The sequence below is a fragment of the Bradyrhizobium sp. genome (genome assembly GCF_036009065.1).
Lineage (GTDB): Bacteria > Pseudomonadota > Alphaproteobacteria > Rhizobiales > Xanthobacteraceae > Bradyrhizobium.
The window spans coordinates 1-17,057 of record NZ_DASYMN010000334.1 but is presented as its reverse complement, the minus strand read 5'-3'; the positions used below and the strand labels follow the sequence as shown (position 1 = coordinate 17,057).

The window sequence follows — 17,057 nt, the reverse complement described above, 5'->3', positions numbered from 1 at the left end:
AGCAGCGCACCACTTCGCAAGAGCTACGTGCTGCGCCGCGTCCGGGGCACGTGATCACGCGTCTTCCTTCTCTGCCGCCATCATCGGCTTCGGCGCGTTGCCCTTGCCCGGCTTCATCCGGAAATTGTAGGTCATCAGGTGCCACGGTCCGCCGGCCGGCTTGCCATCGGGCATGACAGGATCGCTGCGCTTCTCGACTTTGGAAATCAGGTCGTCCTTGACCCCGAACACCACGTCGGAATCCAGATACTTGTCGCCTTCGATGAAGACATGGGTGATCAGCGGCTCGTATCCGGGCGCATCGACCAGGAAATGCACATGCGCCGGCCGCATCGGATGGCGGCGGGTCTGCAGAATCATTTCTCCGACCGGGCCGTCGGTCGGAATCGGATAGCTGCACGGCAAAATGGTGCGGAAGAAGAACCGGCCGTCGGCGTCGGTGACGAACCGCGCCCGCGACGAGGGCCCCTGCGTTTCATAGCTCGGCCTTTGCGAGTCGTAAAAGCCGTCGTCATCGGCATGCCAGACATCGACGGGCACATTGGCCAGCGGCTTGCCTTGGAGGTCGGTGACGCGGCTTTGCACGAACATCCGCTCGCCATCGAGATCGGACGAAATATCGGCGCCGTGCGGCATCGGCTTGTGCTCGCCCACGTAGAACGGACCCAGCACCGTGGTCTCGGTGGCTCCGTCTCGCTCGCGATGGTTGACCGCGTCGACCAGCATCGACACCCCCATCACGTCCGACAGCAGGATGAACTCCTGCCGGGTCGAGGTGCATTTCTGCCCGACGCGGGTCAGGAAATCGATCGCGGTGCCCCATTCGTCGAAGCTCAGATCGGTCCTGCGGACATAGTCGTGCAGCGACTTCACCAGCTCTTCCAGCAGGAATTTTACACGCGGATCCGGGGTTTCCTCGAAACTGCGGATCACGGCGGCGGTGAGTTCGGTGTCGTTGAACTGGGGCATTGGGTGGGTCCTGAGCGGATTCTCGATTGAGCGGTCACCGTATACCACACCGCCGGTGCTGATAAGCACGCCTGTATTGGAATGCGGCACACTTTTAGGCTATCAGGCCGTATCCCGAAAAGTTCCGGAGAAAGCCCGATGTTAGCCCCGACCCCCGCCTCGCCAGAATCCGCCGGCATGTCCAAACCGGCGCTCGACCGCGTCGAAGACCACCTGAAGCGCCGCTATATCGACGCCGGCCGGTTTCCGGGCACCCAGCTTCTGGTCTATCGCCGCGGCAGCGTCGTTCACTCGGCCGTGCAGGGCTTTGCCGATCTCGAGCGCAAGGCGCCCGTCAAGGACGACACCATCTTCCGCATCTATTCCATGACCAAGCCGATCACGACGGTCGCCTTCATGATGCTGGTCGAGGAAGGCCGCGTCGCGCTCGACGAGCCGGTGCACAAATACATTCCGGAATGGAAAAACCTCGGCGTGTTCCAGGCCGGCACGGCGCCTGCGTTCCTGACCAGGCCGCCGGCGCGGCCGATGCAGATCGTCGATCTGCTGCGCCACACCTCGGGGTTGACCTATGGATTCCAGCAGCGCAGCAATGTGGACGCCGCCTACCGCGAAAAAAAGATCGGCGAGGTGATCAAGGCCGGCACGCTGCAGTCGATGATCGACGAGCTGGCAAAAACGCCCCTGGAATTTTCGCCGGGCGAGGCCTGGAATTACTCGGTATCGACCGACGTGATCGGCTATCTGATCGGAAAGATCAGCGGCATGCCGTTCGAGCAATTCCTCAAAGAACGCATCTTCGATCCGCTTGGGATGGCCGACACCGACTTCTTCGTCCCCGCCGGCAAGGCGCATCGTTTCGCGGCCTGCTACAATGCCGATCCCGGCGGCATGATGTCGTTTCACGCGGTCGAGAAAAAAGGCGGCCTGACCTTGCAGGACGATCCGTCCAAAAGCTCGTTCCTTAGCCCGCCCTCCTTCATCTCCGGCGGCGGCGGATTGTGCTCGACCGCGGCCGATTATCTCAGCTTCTGCCGCGCGCTGCTCAATGGCGGCGAACTCGGCGGCGTCAGGTTGATCGGGCCGAAGACGCTCAAGCTGATGACCACCAACCATCTGCCGGGCGGGCGCGACCTGCCGGAGATGTCACGATCGATGTTTGCGGAAGCGAGCTACAACGGCATCGGCTTCGGCCTCGGCTTCTCCGTCACGATGGATCCGGCGAAGACCCTGATCCCGGGAAGCCCCGGCGAATACGCCTGGGGCGGGGCCGCGACCACATCGTTCTGGATCGATCCCGCGGAGGAGCTGATCGCGATCTTCATGACCCAGGTGTTGCCGTCGAGCGCCTACCCGGTGCGGCGCGAACTCCGCACCATGATCTATTCGGCGATCACGGACAGTAATCTGTGAGGTCGCGTCATTGCCGGGCTTGACCCGGCAATCCATCCACTTCGAAATACTGTTGCGAAGATCGATGGATGCGCGGGTCAAGCCCGCGCATGACGCTTTTTGCGCGATGGGAACTTTCCCGCGCGCAAGCCGTTGCGTCGGCACCTAAAACCCTTGGCGGATTTCAACCGTCTCTCTTATGTTTGCGGTCAGCGCTACGCTGAGGGGACCATTTGCGAGACCGACTGCCAAAACTGTCGTTGCCGGTGCGTCTTGTGCTGCTGGTCGCCGGCACCACGCTGCCGCTGATCGTCTTTGCCGCCGCCATCGTCTTCAGCCATTATGAGCGCGACCGGGAGGACGCCTCCCGGCGCGTGCTCGCAACCGTGCGCAGCATCCGCCTCGTGCTGGATGCCGAGATGCAGCGCATGACCGGGGGCTTGCAGGTGTTGTCGCTGACCAACGCGCTGCGCGACGGCGACTTCGAGGGATTCCGCCGCATCTCAAAAGGATTCCTCGATCAGTACCGCGACGGCGGCGTCCTGCTGGTGGCGGACCGGGAGGGCCGCCAGGTTTTCTCTTCGGACACAGCGGATACCGGGAGCCTGCCGCTGCGCAACAACCGCGAGATCGGGGAGAAGGTTTTTGCGGAAAAAAAGCCGCTCTACTCCAACCTGTTCATCGGCGCGGTCAGGCGCAAGCCGATCGTGACCGTCGAGGTCCCGGTGTTTCGCGACAACGAGGTGATCTACGATTTGTCGTTCAGCCCGCCGATCGAAATGTTCCAGGACATCATCAACACGCAACGTCCAAGCGACGACTGGACGATGTCGATCTTCGATGCCCAGGGCACCAATTTCGCCCGGGTGCCGAACCCGGAAGAGACCATCGGCAAGCGCGCGTCGCCGACGCTGTACGCCGCGATGTTCCAGAAATCCGAATCGACGCTGCGGACGGTAACGCTGGAGGGCGTGCCGCTGATCACCGCCTTTATGCGCTCGTCGCTCACCGGATGGACCGTGGCCGGCGGCATCGCGGAAGCGACGCTGGTCGGACCGTTGTGGCGCAATCTGGCGATCACCAGCCTGATCGGCGGCGTACTGCTGCTGATCGGCCTTGCGTTTGCGGTGCGGATGGCGACGGCGATCGCACGTGGCGAGATGCTGCATGATCTGCTGATCGAGGAGCTCAATCACCGCGTCAAGAATACGCTGGCGATCCTGCAATCGATCGCGGCGCAGACGTTTCGCAGCGCCAGCAGGCTTGAGCGCGAAAAATTCGAGGGCCGGCTCGGCGCGCTCGCGGAGGCGCACAATCTCTTAAGCAAGGAAAAATGGCAGGGATCCGAGCTGCAGGACGTCGCCGCCCGTGTCCTGCAGCCCTACGCGCTGAGCAATCCCGGCCGCATCCGCATGTCGGGGCCGAAGGTCCCGCTCTCGCCGCGGCAAGCCGTCGTCATCTCGATGATCCTCCATGAGATCGCGACCAACGCCGCAAAGTATGGCGCACTGTCGAACGAGACCGGCGCCGTCATGCTGGATTGGAACATTGCCGCCGACAATCCGGTGCGGAGATTGAAATTGAGCTGGACCGAGACGGGTGGCCCCCACGTCGCCGCACCGGCGCAGCGCGGCTTCGGGTCGCGCCTGATCGAGCGCAGCGCCCGCGACCAGCTTGGCGGCGAGGCGACGGTTGATTTCCTGCCGTGCGGCGCCGTCTACACCGTCAACTGCTTGCTTGATCCGGTAAGCGAGGCCGGCGAGATTGGTCCAGCTGCCGGGCCGATCGCGGCAGGTTGATGGTTCGAAGCGCCGATTGCGCCGGCGCAGGAGTTGATCGCGATTCGTGGTCCCTAGATAGAGCGTGATGAATTTAGGTTGAAGCGGCTGCTTGTCACCTCTCCCCGCAGGGGAGAGGTCGACGTGCATCGTCAGATGCGCGTCGGGTGAGGGGTCTTTCCGCAAGTACGAACGTGTGGAAACGCCCCTCACCCGGAGCCTGCGCTGCGCTCCAGCTTCGACCTCTCCCCTCCGGGGAGAGGTAAGAATTCATCAGGCCTTGGAAAACCACGCATTATTCCGATTGCAATGGCTCCTCATGGCGCGCTTGTGCGGTCTCCGGCGGCGATTTCCAATCTGCCCGCTTGAAGACGCGATGCAGCGGCCGCTCCTCGAGATGCGCCGATAGACCATCCCGGACCGGCACGCTGCGAATCCCGTTCTGCTATTTGACCGAATGCGGCCAGCGCGGCCCACGCTCTTTGGCGGGAAAGTCGTCCGATTTCTTCGGCCGCTGCGCCTCCTGACGCTGCATGGCGTGGCACAACGCCTTCAATTCGGAGTCGCCGACACGATGAAGCCGCATCCGCAGTTGAAGGATTGCCATGGTCAGGAGTTGAGCGGCTTCCGGACTGGCGCCTTCGGCCAGCGCGATACGATTTTCCTCGATACTTGCGATAATCGAACGCAGACGCGCGTCTGAATCCGAAACTAGACGCAACCGATTGTTTGAATTAGCCACCAGCGTTGTTCCCCTTGCCAAGCTTGCGTGGTTGAGTTGATGCGATCCAGTCGCTGGTTTGATACACGTCGCAGTAAAGACCGGATATCTTTGAAACGGCTCGATGAATTTCATCCGCCGGCACGTCCTCGAGCGCGTGACTAGCCGACGCATCTGATAGATATGTGACCTTGTGGTTTCGATGAAACGCGTCGATCAGAGTCGACAGACAGGCCGATTCACCGGCAAATCCGGCAAGCACGATACCGCCCCGGCACTGGCTCATCAGCGAGGCGAACGGCTCGCTGGAATAGCAGGACGGGCTGGCGCGTTCGAATATCATTTCGCTGCGGCTCGGCTCGAAGCCTTCGATCCAGCGCGCGAACGGCGTCGCCCGGTTGAAGAACGCGGTGTCGTCGAGCATGCGGATAAACGCGACGGGCAAGCCGTATTTTCGCGAATGCTCGAGAACCCTCCGGCAATTTGCCAACGCCTGGTCGATTTCGGGGATCGCCAGCATGCGCGGCTTCGCCAGGTATTCCTGCTGCATGTCCACCAATACCACGATGGGAACGTTGGATGAATTGGCAAACGCCCGAAGGCTTACGACTGACGTCATGCTACCCCCCTTGCAACCGAAGGTCGTGTGACGGGCCGCGCCCTCGATTGTTCGAGGATACCCGGCCGATGCCATCTGCCTTCGGGTCTTATGATCAAATACGGGTCGATGCCGATCGTAATCGCATTCGACCGCCGTGGGCTGATCATATGCATTTCCACGTAGTCGAAATCGGAGAACACGAACTCCTTGGCCTCGTCGAGCACTTCAAACCCGAATTGCGACCAGAAGTTGACGAGACGCTTTTGTGCGTGCCCATAAAGCCGCTGGTATCCCTTGGCGTGGCATAATTCGATCGCGGCTTCCACGAGTTGCAGGGAAACCCGCAATTTCCGGAACTCCTTGCGTACCGCAAGGCGTTCGATCTTGGCAAAATCCGCGAAATAGCGGATGCGCAGGCAGGCGGCCGGCTCGTTGCCGACGTATCCGAGAAGGTGGGTCGATGAGAAGTCGTTGCCGTCGAATTCCTCCAGATAGGGACACTGCTGTTCGGCGAGGAAGACCGCGCTGCGGATGGATATGACCCTCATCATGTCTTCAATCGAGCGCGCGACGGTCACCGCGACCGCCTTGTCAGGGCTGTGGCCGTTGTAACGATCATAGATCGGAGCGTCCGGACGATGAACGTCCGATCGCAGCAGGCTGTGCAAGCCGGCATTGGTCAATTTCTCGAACGCCGACCCCGGCTGAAATCCCATTGTTTCCAACAGCCGCTTGCCATCCTGGGTGACGGCGCGGGCATACAGGTCGGCGTCCTTGTAGAGCGGCGTAAACATCTTTTCGAAGGCGAGCGGGATGCCCGATACGAGATGGTTTCGCGCCCACATCGCCCAGAGATAGATTCCCGCCGGCTTCTCGTTTTGTGCCGACAGCAAGCTGGGATCGGGGTCGCTGGCGTCGAAGCTGCCCGAAATCAGCCGCCGGACGCCGTGCGCGTTGAGCATCAGGAACCCGACGAAACCTTCCGGTATCAGCGCGCTTCCGGTACCTTCCCCGCGTCTGGCGATTCCCCACACCGAATCAGGATTATGCTGCATCACCCGAACAACGGCTTCCTTCGCGGCAAGGCCGGGAAGGTCGATCCTGGCACGATCCATCAGATAACCCAGATCGCCGGCCGCCAGTGTGAAGACCACCACATTTCGTGCAAAATCTTCGAGGTTTCGCGCCGGAAGTGGATGCTTTGCCGGGTGAACCGCTGGCGGAAAGGTTGCAATCGCGCCTTTAATGGTCGGATAATGCGCTGTCATGGGGCATTCATTTGGTGGATTTCTCGATATTCTGCCAGAGTTTAACGGGTGGGAGAGCAACCGTATGCGTTTGGTGCCGGAAAGGGGCGTTCCGCATGAAGAACACCAGAAGATCGGCCTCGGTGGCCTGACCGACTGGGACGCGGCCAGGGTTTTTCTGCAAGTGGTACGCTGCGGAAGTTCCAGATCCGCGGCGGAACGGCTTGGCCTGTCCATCAACGTGGTTCGGCGGCGCATTGACGATTTCGAACGGCAGATCGGCGCCACGCTTTTCACCCGCGACGTCCTTGGAACCCGGCTCACCGACGAAGGCACTTTGGTCGTTTCGGCAGTGGAACGCATGGAGGCGGCGTCGTTCGACCTGATGCGGGCCCGCAATTCCGTTACCCAGACTCTTTCGGGCGAAGTCCGGGTCGCGGTCACCGAAGGCTTGGGAACGTTTTGGCTGGCCCCTCGTCTCGTCGAATTTCAGCAGGCCTTCCCGAACATTCTCGTCGACCTGCACTGCGCCATGCACTCCGCCGACGTCTTGAGACACGAGGCCGATGTCGCGATCCACCTGTCAAAGCCGGCGGCGCTGGACGTCAAGCTGGTCAGGCTCGGGCGGATGCATGTGATGTTTTTTGCCAGCCAAAAATACATCGACACCTTTGGCGCACCGAGGACCTATGACGAACTGATCAAGCATCGGATCGTCATGCAGTTCGCCGACCAGACGGCCGCCAAGGAAATCTTTGAAAGCTGGTTTCCCGGCATCCCCCAGCAGAACCTGCTGGTGATGAAGACCAATGTGAGCAGCGCCAACTACTGGGCCGTCTCCAAAGGTGCTGGGATAGGGTTGTTTCCGACCTACGCCTACGCGCTGGGGGCCAAAATCGTGCCTTTGGAGGTCAATTTAGCGCGTCCGTTCGATATTTGGCTGTCTTATCATCCAGGTAGCAACCGTATCCCCCGCATCCGGCGTATGATCGACTGGGTCGTGGAGGCCTTTAACCCTACAAGATTTCCGTGGTTTAAAGACGAATTCATCCATCCACAGGACCTTAAAGCGGTATATAAGGGAGAATCTCTGATAAATCTCTTCGAAGGTTTCTCCACCGAAGGACGGTAGCATCCGAATGAAACAATTAGCGGTGAAAAGAATGAAGCAGCGCAGTGCCGGCAAACCCGACATTGAAATGGGCAAGCGAATCCGTCTGCGCCGCGTCGAGCAACGAATTTCACAGGCGGAACTTGGCCAGAAGCTGGGGGTCAGTTTCCAGCAGGTCCAGAAATACGAGAAGGGCGTCAATCGGGTCGGGGCAGCCCGGCTTCAGCAAATCGCCACAGCACTCGATGTGCCCGTGACATTTTTCTATGACGGCGACGGCAAATCGCGGGAAGTCGAAAGCCTGCTGTTTCTGGACAGCGCGTTCAGCCTCCGGCTGTTGCGGGCCTACAGCAAGATCAAGGACCAGACCGTGCAGCGCCAGCTGGTCTCCTTGATGGAATCGATCGCCGCCGAAGACTAGCTGTGTGGTGAATTAGGTTGACGCGGCTCTTCTCACCTCTCCCCGGAGGGGAGAGGTGGTCTGAGCCTAGTGGCGATTCGACCTAAAACCATCATGCTCTAGCGCCGTGGGCGGTTGACCGCGGTGCTCCGCGACCTCAACTCAATGCCCCGCGCACGCGATCGATCAACGCCAGGGGATCGGACGGCAACGCCTCGCCGCGCCAGGCGACGTGCTGGTCGGGGCGCGACAGCACCAACCTGTGGCCGTAGAGGCCGCGGGCGGCCGAGGTCTCCACATCGAGGATCGTCAGCGGCACGCGCCGGTAGTGGGCCGCGGCCCGGAGTGGCGCGGCATCTGCCGACGGATCGAACCTCAGCAGCGTGAACTCGGGTCCCATGGCGTCATAGAGCGAACCCCCGTCATCCCGCCACAGATGCGGCGTTCGGCAGCCCGGTACGGTGGAGGGGATATAGCTGTCCATCGTATAGGCCGGATGTCCGGCGCCGTCGTAGGCGATGATCGGCGAGGAATCGTAATAGGTGCCGAAGTTGAGACCGGCACAGGCGTATTGCTGGACGTTGATCTCGTAGGCCAGCCGCCCGACCTCCCGCCGCACCAGATCGCCCTCAGCCCCCGCATCCTCGATATCGCCTGGCACCGCGCCGCGACGACGGATTTCCGCCTCCGCGTGCGACATCGCAAATCGCGAGACCTGGCTGGTGATCGGCCAGCGTTCCGCCTCGTAGGCGTCGAGGATGGACGGCGGCGCCCAGCCATTGAGATGGGCTGCGAGCAGCCAGGACAGGTTCATGGCATCGGCAATGCCGGCATTCATGCCGTAGCCCGCATAAGGTACCCAGATATGCGCGGCATCACCGGCGATGAACGCGCATCGGTCACGGAACTTGTCCGCGATCAGTCGACGTCCGACCCAATCCTCTTTCGAGATGATGTCGTAGCGAAACTCCGCACCGACACCGAGGATGGTCCGGATGCAGGCGTCGCGGTCGACCTGTTCGAAATCGCCCTCGTCCGGCTTCATGTAATTATGCACCAGCCATCGCTCAAAGCCGTCGATCGCGTAGACCATGCCGGCGCGCCGGGGGTTGATGGAGCCGGTGCCCCAGGCGCGCTCGTGCCGCTGAAGGCTCAAGAGGTCCGGCGCGCGGATGTAGGTCGACTGCACCCGCTGCACCATGTCGTCGCCGGAAAATCTTGCGCCGATGGCCTTGCGGACAACCGAGCGCGCGCCGTCGCATCCGATCAGAAAGCGGCTGCTCATTCGACTGACAGTGCCGCTGTCGAGGTCGCGAAGCAGAGCGCTTGCCGACATGTCCCCAACAACCACGTCCTCGACCGAGGTCCGATTGACGATGCGGATGCGCGGCTGGGCAGCGGCGTGCTCGAACAGGATCGGCTCGAGAAAGATCTGGTTGATGCGATGTGGCGGCTCCGGCGTCGGCCAGTTGCAGTCGGGACCATCGGTGACCGCAAAACGGTCGCGGCGGCAGGGAATCCGGATCCGCGTCAGTTCCTGCCCGGTGAAGGTGGTGCGGTAGCTGATGTCGTGCGGGTAGTCCGCCGGCAATCCGGCATTGCGCACCTTGTCCGCCATACCGAGGCGGCGAAAGATTTCCATGGTGCGGGCGGCGACGTGATTGCATTTGGGCTCCGGAGGCGCGGCGCGCGCCCGTGTCTCGACCACGGTGACGTCGATGCCGCGCCAGGCGAGATCGATGGCCAACGTCAGCCCAACCGGGCCCGCGCCTACGATCAGGACGTCCGATTCAAACGCGTTTGGCATCGGCGCCTATTCCGCCTCGGCGCCCGAAGCTTTGACCACCACGGCCCAACGGTCGACCTCGGTTTTGACATAGCTGGCAAAACTGTCCGGCGTCGATCCGGCCAGCGGCTCCAGCGAAAGCGCCGTCAGCCTGTCGCGCGTTGCCGGATCGGCGACCAGCTTTGCGATCTGGGCTGCCAGTTGGTCGACGATCGCCCGCGGCACGCCGGCGGGCGCGACCACGCCTTGCCATGCCACCAGCTCAAAACCGGGCAACCCCGATTCGGCCAGTGTCGGGATATCCGGCGCCGCCGCGACCCGCTTCGGCGTGGTGACGCCGAGCACGCTTACCTTGCCTTCGCGGATCTGCTGCAGCGCCGGTTGCAGGTCGACGATCATGAACGGGATATGCCCCGCGATCACGTCGAGCATCGCCGGCACGCTGCCGCGATACGGGACGTGCCTGATGTTGATGCCGGCGGCGCTGCGCAGCATCTCCGCGCCGAGATGCTGCGGGCTGCCATTGCCCGCCGAGCCATAGGCCAGCTCTCCCGGCTTCGACTTCGCGTAGGCGATGAATTCGGCCAGTGTTTTGGCGGGCAGCGTCGGATTGACGATGAGGGCGAACGGCACCCCCGCCACCAGCGCGATCGGGGTGAAATCCCTTACCGGATCGTAGGGCAGCTTCTTGTACAGCGTCTTGTTGATGGCGAGCGTGGTCGAGGTCGCCATCAGCAGCGTATAGCCGTCGGGCTCCGACCGCGCGACCTGCTCGGCGCCCAGCGTCGTGCCGGCGCCCGGCTTGTTCTCGACGACGACGGTCGCGCCAAGGCCGCTCTTGAGCTGATCGGCGACAAGCCGCCCGAGAAGATCGGTGGTGCCTCCGGCCGGATAGGGCACGATCATCTTGATCGTCCGGCTTGGATAGGCCGGCTGAGCAATGGCCGGCGATATCAGCAGTGACGTCAAACCTCCGGCACATCCGGCCATCGCCTCCCGGCGCGTCAACAGCATGGCGTTCTCCCGTCCCACTTCGTCGTGGCCGGGCTTGACCCGGCCATCCATCTTCTTGAAAGAATCTTGTGAAGCGTGATGGATGCGCGGGTCAAGCCCGCGCATGACGACTCATTTATGCCGCAGCGCGAAAACACGATGAAGCATAGTCGCAACGCAACTTCTCGCGGGTAATGCGTTGCTAAAGTCCATCCGCGGATGTAGCTCTCACCCAAACGATCCGTTCACCGCACACCTGGCCCAATGATGCTCAACATCCCGAAAAATCCGGCCGAAAAATCCTTCGCCGACGGCAAGATCCTGCAAAGCATCAGCGACGGCATCGGCATCGTCACCTTCAACAATCCCGGCAAGCGCAACGCCATGTCGCTGGACATGTGGGAAGGCCTCGGACAATCGCTGATCGAACTGCGCGACGACCCGGACGTCCGCGTCGTGATCCTGACCGGCGCGGGCGACAAGGCGTTCGTGTCGGGCGCCGATATCAGCCAGTTCGAGAAGACCCGCCACAATGCCGAGGCCTCGGAGGAATATTCAAAACGCAGCGCCGCGCAACGCGCGCTGCTGGCGGATTATCCAAAACCCACCATCGCCTGCATCCGCGGTTTTTGCCTTGGCGGCGGCATGCAGGTGGCGATGCTGGCGGACATCCGTTTTGCCGCCGAGAATAGCCAGTTCGGCATTCCCGCGGCAAAACTCGGCATCGCCTATGGCTATGACGGCCTGCGCAACCTGGTGTCGCTGGTCGGCCCGTCATGGGCGCGGCTGATCATGTATACGGGGATGCGGATCGATTCGGCGGAGGCGCAAAGGATCGGGCTGGTCGACCGCGTGCTGCCCGATGCGGAAGTGTGGGACGCGACGCTGCAGACCGCCCGCAGCATTTCCGGCAACGCACCGCTGGCGATCAAGGCCGCAAAAATCACCATCGCGCAGGTGCTGAAAGACCCAAGCGCGCGCGACTTCGAGGCGATCAAGAACATCGGCACCGCCTGCATGGACAGCGAAGATTTCCGCGAGGGCCGCCGCGCCTTCATGGAAAAACGCAAGCCGGTGTTCAGGGGGAAGTAGAAGTGGGCGCGCAACACATATCACCGTCATCCTGAGGAGCCGCGCGCTCGCGCGGCGTCTCGAAGGATGGCCGCACGCACCTGCGCGTGTGGCCATCCTTCGAGGCTCGCAAGGGCTCGCACCTCAGAGTTTGTGAATCTATTCGAATTTCGACGTTTCTGCGGGTCCTAACTCTTTGATTTGACTCATGTCGGAAAACGCAAAAATCAATAGATTCACAAGCTCTCAGGATGACGGCGGTGTGTGCGGCTACAACGCCGCCAGCACCGCCTTGGCGATATCCGCGGTGCCATTGCCGCCGCCGAATTCCATCGGCTTGATGCCATCAGCATAGACCCTGTCGACCGCGCGCTCGATGCGTTCGCTTTGCTCCGCGGCGCCCTCGAGCCCGTGTCTGTCGGCCAGCCAGTCCAGCATCATCGCAGCGGACAGGATCATGCCGGTCGGATTGGCCTTGCCCTGCCCCATGATATCAGGCGCGGTGCCATGGCAGGGCTGGAACACCGCATGGCGGTCGCCGATATCGGCCGACGGCGCCATGCCCATGCCGCCGATCAGGCCGGCCGTCATGTCGGAGAGGATGTCGCCGAACATGTTCTCCATCACCATGACGTCGAAATCCCACGGCCGCTTCACCAGCAGCGCCGAGCAGGCGTCGACATAGAGCCGATCGGCCTTCACTTGCGGATGCCGCGCGGCGGCCGCATCGAACATCTCGCGGAAGAACGCAAACGCCTTGAACACATTTGCCTTGTCGACGCAGGTCAGCGCGCCAGGCTTGCCGCGCGCCTTGCGGCGTTCGGCGAGGCGAAACGAGAATTCGAACAGCCGCTCGGAGGTTTTTCGCGTGATCACCAGCGTTTCGCGCGCGTCGTCGTGGGTAACCACGCCCTTGCCCATCGACGCGAACAGGCCTTCGGTGGATTCCCTTATGACAATGAGGTCGATGCCGCGCTTGTCCGCGCCGACGATCGGACTGGGCACGCCGGGAATCAGCCGCGCCGGGCGTACCCCGGCATAGAGATCGAAGTGGAAGCGCAATTCGATCTGGGGCGCGATTTCGGTGTTGTCGGGATAGCGCACCGCCGGCAGCCCGCAGGCGCCGAGCAGGATCGCGTCGGCCTCGTCGCACAGCCGCACCGTCGAGTCCGGCATCGATTTGCCGGTCGCAAGATAGTTGTTGGCGCCGGCCGGCGCATCGGTGAACCTGAACTTCAGCGACGACGTCGCCTCGATCCTGCGCAGCACGTCCAGCGCCGGCGCCATCACTTCGGGGCCGATGCCGTCGCCGGCCAGCACGGCGATGTGGAGCGCGTCGTTGGCGGACATGGGGTCCTTCCATCGGTATTCGTCATGCGCGGGCTTGACCCGCGCATCCATCCCTCTTGAGAGATGCATCTTGTGAAGGAAGATGGATTGCCGGGTCAAGCCCGGCAATGACGCCCTGGTGAAACTCTGCTGATTGACTCCGCCCGCGTCGCCAGTTTGGATTACACGCCCGAAGCAACCGCAAAACGAGTTCGCACGGGCCCGGGAGGACCCGCATGAGTTTCGCCTATTTCGACTGGATCGCCCACCACGCCGAGGTGCGCGGCGACAAGACCGCGCTGGTCGATCTTGCGACGCAGCGGTGCCTGACCTATCGCGCGCTCGACGAGCGAATCGACCGGCTGGCGACACATCTGGCTTCATTGGGCGTCAAGCGCGGCGAGCGTGTCGCCGTGCTCGCGCCGAACACCACGGACATCCTCGAGCTTCAGTTCGCCTGTTTCCGGCTGGCTGCGATTTTCGTGCCGCTGAATACAAGGCTGACCGTGCACGAACTGAACTTCATCCTCGGCGACGCCGCGCCGGTGGTGCTGGCGCATGACCAGGAATTCGAAACCATGGCGCACGAGTTGCAAAAACTCTGCGGCATCGCGCATCTGCTGGAGTTCGGCGGCCCTTACGAAAAAGCACTCGCCGGCTCAAAACGACTGGCCAGACACGAATCCGTCTCCCTCAGCGACATCTCGACCATCATGTACACCTCGGGCACCACCGGAAAACCGAAGGGCGCCACCATCACGCATGCCATGACCTTCATCAACGCGGTCAACCTCGGCACTCCCACATTCATTTCACAGCGGACGGTCTTTCTCTGCGTGCTGCCGCTGTTCCACACCGGCGGGCTCAATTGCTACACCAACCCGGTGCTGCACGCCGGCGGCGCCGCCATCATCATGCGTGCCTTCGATCCGGCTGAGTCCCTCAGGATCATCGGCGACGCGGCGATAGGTCTGACGCATTTCTTCGGCGTGCCTTCGATCTACCAGTTCATGTGCCAGCATCCCTCCTTCGCCGACACCGACCTGTCGCGGCTGCAAATCGCCGGCGTCGGCGGCGCGCCGATGCCGGTGCCGCTCTTGAAGATCTGGCAGGACCGCGGCTGCGCGCTGGTGCAGGGCTACGGCATGACCGAGACCAGCCCGGCGGTGATGATGCTCGACCCCGAGGACGCCGCGCGCAAGGCGGGCTCGGCCGGCAAGCCGGTGCTGCATGGCGACCTGAAGATCGTCGATGCCGATGGAAATCCGGTCAGGCCCGGTGAGGTCGGCGAATTGTGGGTGAAGGGTCCCAACATCACGCCGGGCTACTGGAACCGGCCGGAGGCCAACAAGACCTCGTTCACCGACGGCTGGCTGCACACCGGCGACGCCGCGCGGGTCGACGAGGATGGCTTCTACTACATCGTCGACCGCACCAAGGACATGTACATTTCCGGCGGCGAGAACGTCTATCCCGCCGAGGTGGAGGACGTGCTGTACCAGATGCCCGCAATCGCCGAAGCTGCTGTAATCGGCGCGCCGGATGCGACATGGGGCGAAACCGGGCTTGCCGTCATCGCCGTGAAGAAAGGTCACGCGCTTGACGAAGCGCAGGTGATCGGCCATTGCCGCGAACGGCTGGCGCGGTTCAAATGTCCGCACCGGATCGTCTTCATCGACGCCCTGCCCCGCAATGCCACCGGCAAGGTGCACAAGCCGACGCTGCGGCAGAAGTTTTTGCAGGAAGACAAAGCGCTGTCGTAGCCCACGCGCCGCACGGGTCACGGGATACCGGCGTAAATGAAACGTTAACCATACCGTCCGTAGTATCCCCGGCTGGTTGGCAGGCCGCCGGGTTTGCCCTCAGGGCCCTTTCATGCTGCAGACATTTCCCGCGCCGCCAGCCGACAACGACGCCGAATCCATTCCCCTGCTGGTCAACTCAATCAGCCGCCGACTGGGCGATTTCGGCCTGATGCTGCATGAGACGGCGACCAACATCACCGCGGTGACCAGCGAATCCGAACGTCAGGTCGTGCAATTCAAGATACTGCGCGACAGCGCCGATGTCATGGTCGAGGCCAACCGCAAAATCGATACCACCTCCGGAATGGCGCAGGAAACGGCGAGAACCGGCCAGGCGGAGCTTTCCGATTGCCGCGGCGCGATCGCCGAGGCGATCAAGCGCGTATCGTTGCTGGTCGCCACCACCGAAGCCATCGAGCAGCGGCTGGCCGAAGTCGAAAAGGCGCTCGCCGACGTCGGCGGTGTGTCCAAGGCGATCGAAAAGATCGCGCAGCAGACCAACCTTCTGGCGCTCAACGCCACCATCGAGGCCTCGCGCGCGGGCGACGCCGGCCGCGGCTTCGCGGTGGTCGCGGCCGAAGTCAAGATCCTCTCCGGCCAGACCCGGGAAGCGACCCTGCGCATCCGCTCCACCGTCGACACGCTGTCCTCGCAGATTGCACAGCTCCGAAACGACTCGACCCGCGGCACTTGCGACGCGCGCGGAACGCATCAGAGCACGCAATCCATCGAAACCGCGATCGGCCGGGTCGGCGAAAACCTGGCCGAACTCAGCGAGCTCAACCAGGCGATCAAGGGCGAGGCCGCGCAGAATCTCAAATACTGCGCCGGCACGATCGACGAACTGACCGGCCTCGAACAGGGGCTCACCTCGTCGTCGACAAGCCTCAGTTCGGCCAACACCCAGGTTGCCGAGACCCACAAGAAGCTGGCGCACCTGATTGACGAGATCGCCAACAGCAGCATTCCGACCGACGACACGCCCTATCTCGAAGCCGCGCGCGCGATGCGGGCGCGCGTCGTCGACGCCTTCGAGAACGCGCTCGCCCGCAAGGCGCTTATGCTCGATGAGCTGTTCAGTGAGGACTACACCGAAATCCCAGGCACCAACCCGAAGCAATACATGGCGAGGTTCAGCCGGTTTTGCGAGCAGGAGCTTCCGGCGATCCTCGAGCCCAGCAGCAACTGCCTGCCGCATATCGTGTTTGCGGTGGCGACGGACCGTACCGGCTATCTTCCGGTCCACAACGCCGAATATTCAAAGCCGCAGGGCAAGGACCCGGCGTGGAACGCGGCCAACTGCCGCAACAGGATGTTCTTCCCGACCCAGCATACCATGGGCGGCATCGACTTCACCCGGCCGTCCTACCTGCTGACGCGGCGGCGCGAACTCGGTCACGGCAAGCACGTGATGATCAAGATCGCGATTGCGCCGGTCTGGGTCGCCGGGCGCTATTGGGGCTCGGCGTCGATCGGCTATATCCTGCCGTAAAATGCGCCGCTATTCCGTCAGGCCCGGGCTTGTCCCGCCTGCGGGGCCGAAGCCCCTTCGGCGTGGCGAAGGCCCGGGCATCCACGTCTTGACAGCATTGCAGCGCGAAAGACGTAGATGGCCGGGACAAGCCCTGCTGTATGCACATATCTTTGCGGGATCGATTTGACCGCACGGTCCACGCCAGAAAGACGAGTCTTTCCAAGCCACACACATTCCGCCGTCATCCTGAGAGCTTGTGAATCTATTGATTTTTGCGTTTTCCGACATGAGTCAAATCAAAGACTTAGGACCCGCAGAAACGTCGAAATTCGAATAGATTCACAAACTCTGAGGAGCCGCGCGCTTGCGCGGCGTCTCGA

General features: G+C 62.4%; 14 protein-coding genes. 7 read left to right on the top strand and 7 right to left on the bottom strand.

The window, feature by feature from the left end; genetic code table 11:
- Positions 1-54: 54 nt before the first annotated feature.
- A complete protein-coding gene (locus tag VGP39_RS20740) occupies positions 55-969 on the bottom strand; it encodes an intradiol ring-cleavage dioxygenase (protein ID WP_327569966.1) in 915 nt (304 codons plus the stop codon).
- Between the two features lie 138 nt (positions 970-1,107).
- Here VGP39_RS20740 and VGP39_RS20735 point away from each other — a divergent pair, with 138 nt between their 5' ends.
- Positions 1,108-2,382, top strand: coding sequence for a serine hydrolase domain-containing protein (locus VGP39_RS20735; RefSeq protein ID WP_327569965.1), 1,275 nt, complete (start codon positions 1,108-1,110; stop codon positions 2,380-2,382).
- A gap of 224 nt (positions 2,383-2,606) precedes the next feature.
- Positions 2,607-4,160, top strand: a complete 1,554-nt coding sequence (locus tag VGP39_RS20730; protein WP_327569981.1) for a sensor histidine kinase — start codon at positions 2,607-2,609, stop codon at positions 4,158-4,160.
- Between the two features lie 424 nt (positions 4,161-4,584).
- On the opposite strand, the gene VGP39_RS20725 is transcribed toward VGP39_RS20730, so the two are convergent.
- Genes VGP39_RS20725 through VGP39_RS20715 form a run of 3 tightly spaced genes read right to left on the bottom strand, consistent with a single transcriptional unit; the run spans position 4,585 to position 6,729 of the window.
- Positions 4,585-4,881 (bottom strand): hypothetical protein, encoded by a 297-nt coding sequence (locus VGP39_RS20725; RefSeq protein WP_327569964.1) that lies wholly within the window; start codon positions 4,879-4,881, stop codon positions 4,585-4,587.
- Entirely contained in the window at positions 4,874-5,416 is a 543-nt protein-coding gene (locus tag VGP39_RS20720) for a cysteine hydrolase family protein (RefSeq protein ID WP_327569963.1), read from the bottom strand. Before VGP39_RS20720 ends, VGP39_RS20725 begins: the two co-directional genes overlap by 8 nt.
- Before the next feature lie 59 nt (positions 5,417-5,475).
- Positions 5,476-6,729, bottom strand: coding sequence for a GNAT family N-acetyltransferase (locus VGP39_RS20715; RefSeq protein ID WP_327569962.1), 1,254 nt, complete (start codon positions 6,727-6,729; stop codon positions 5,476-5,478).
- Positions 6,730-6,793: 64 nt separating this feature from the next.
- Between VGP39_RS20715 and VGP39_RS20710 the strand changes: the two genes are divergently transcribed.
- Both VGP39_RS20710 and VGP39_RS20705 read left to right on the top strand, forming a co-directional pair.
- Positions 6,794-7,840: a LysR family transcriptional regulator gene (locus tag VGP39_RS20710; RefSeq protein WP_327569980.1), complete on the top strand. Its 1,047-nt coding sequence runs from the start codon at positions 6,794-6,796 to the stop codon at positions 7,838-7,840.
- Between the two features lie 31 nt (positions 7,841-7,871).
- Positions 7,872-8,240, top strand: coding sequence for a helix-turn-helix domain-containing protein (locus VGP39_RS20705; RefSeq protein WP_414644750.1), 369 nt, complete (start codon positions 7,872-7,874; stop codon positions 8,238-8,240).
- A gap of 136 nt (positions 8,241-8,376) precedes the next feature.
- Here VGP39_RS20705 and VGP39_RS20700 read toward each other — a convergent pair whose 3' ends face one another.
- Together VGP39_RS20700 and VGP39_RS20695 are read right to left on the bottom strand one after the other, a co-directional pair.
- Positions 8,377-10,026 (bottom strand): FAD-dependent oxidoreductase, encoded by a 1,650-nt coding sequence (locus tag VGP39_RS20700; RefSeq protein WP_327569960.1) that lies wholly within the window; start codon positions 10,024-10,026, stop codon positions 8,377-8,379.
- Positions 10,027-10,032: 6 nt separating this feature from the next.
- The gene (locus tag VGP39_RS20695) at positions 10,033-11,124 is read right to left on the bottom strand and encodes a tripartite tricarboxylate transporter substrate binding protein (protein WP_327569959.1); all 1,092 of its coding nucleotides are present in this window, start codon (positions 11,122-11,124) and stop codon (positions 10,033-10,035) included.
- A 141-nt stretch (positions 11,125-11,265) separates the two neighbouring features.
- Here VGP39_RS20695 and VGP39_RS20690 point away from each other — a divergent pair, with 141 nt between their 5' ends.
- Positions 11,266-12,090: an enoyl-CoA hydratase gene (locus tag VGP39_RS20690; protein ID WP_327569979.1), complete on the top strand. Its 825-nt coding sequence runs from the start codon at positions 11,266-11,268 to the stop codon at positions 12,088-12,090.
- 249 nt (positions 12,091-12,339) lie between these two features.
- Here the strand turns inward: VGP39_RS20690 and VGP39_RS20685 are convergent, their stop codons facing one another.
- Positions 12,340-13,419, bottom strand: a complete 1,080-nt coding sequence (locus tag VGP39_RS20685; RefSeq protein WP_327569958.1) for an isocitrate/isopropylmalate dehydrogenase family protein — start codon at positions 13,417-13,419, stop codon at positions 12,340-12,342.
- Between the two features lie 215 nt (positions 13,420-13,634).
- Here VGP39_RS20685 and VGP39_RS20680 point away from each other — a divergent pair, with 215 nt between their 5' ends.
- Both VGP39_RS20680 and VGP39_RS20675 read left to right on the top strand, forming a co-directional pair.
- Positions 13,635-15,161 (top strand): long-chain fatty acid--CoA ligase, encoded by a 1,527-nt coding sequence (locus VGP39_RS20680; protein ID WP_327569957.1) that lies wholly within the window; start codon positions 13,635-13,637, stop codon positions 15,159-15,161.
- Between the two features lie 112 nt (positions 15,162-15,273).
- Positions 15,274-16,695, top strand: coding sequence for a methyl-accepting chemotaxis protein (locus VGP39_RS20675; RefSeq protein ID WP_327569956.1), 1,422 nt, complete (start codon positions 15,274-15,276; stop codon positions 16,693-16,695).
- Positions 16,696-17,057: the final 362 nt, after the last annotated feature.

What these genes read in the sequence shown, in the direction of transcription:
- VGP39_RS20685 (WP_327569958.1), bottom strand. Translation starts at nt 13,419, where the DNA reads ATGTCCGCCAACGACGCGCTCCACATCGCCGTGCTGGCCGGCGACGGC.
- VGP39_RS20710 (WP_327569980.1), top strand. Translation starts at nt 6,794, where the DNA reads ATGCGTTTGGTGCCGGAAAGGGGCGTTCCGCATGAAGAACACCAGAAG.
- VGP39_RS20690 (WP_327569979.1), top strand. Translation starts at nt 11,266, where the DNA reads ATGCTCAACATCCCGAAAAATCCGGCCGAAAAATCCTTCGCCGACGGC.
- VGP39_RS20735 (WP_327569965.1), top strand. Translation starts at nt 1,108, where the DNA reads ATGTTAGCCCCGACCCCCGCCTCGCCAGAATCCGCCGGCATGTCCAAA.
- VGP39_RS20740 (WP_327569966.1), bottom strand. Translation starts at nt 969, where the DNA reads ATGCCCCAGTTCAACGACACCGAACTCACCGCCGCCGTGATCCGCAGT.
- VGP39_RS20675 (WP_327569956.1), top strand. Translation starts at nt 15,274, where the DNA reads ATGCTGCAGACATTTCCCGCGCCGCCAGCCGACAACGACGCCGAATCC.
- VGP39_RS20695 (WP_327569959.1), bottom strand. Translation starts at nt 11,124, where the DNA reads ATGCGCGGGCTTGACCCGCGCATCCATCACGCTTCACAAGATTCTTTC.
- VGP39_RS20705 (WP_414644750.1), top strand. Translation starts at nt 7,872, where the DNA reads ATGAAGCAGCGCAGTGCCGGCAAACCCGACATTGAAATGGGCAAGCGA.
- VGP39_RS20715 (WP_327569962.1), bottom strand. Translation starts at nt 6,729, where the DNA reads ATGACAGCGCATTATCCGACCATTAAAGGCGCGATTGCAACCTTTCCG.
- VGP39_RS20700 (WP_327569960.1), bottom strand. Translation starts at nt 10,026, where the DNA reads ATGCCAAACGCGTTTGAATCGGACGTCCTGATCGTAGGCGCGGGCCCG.
- VGP39_RS20680 (WP_327569957.1), top strand. Translation starts at nt 13,635, where the DNA reads ATGAGTTTCGCCTATTTCGACTGGATCGCCCACCACGCCGAGGTGCGC.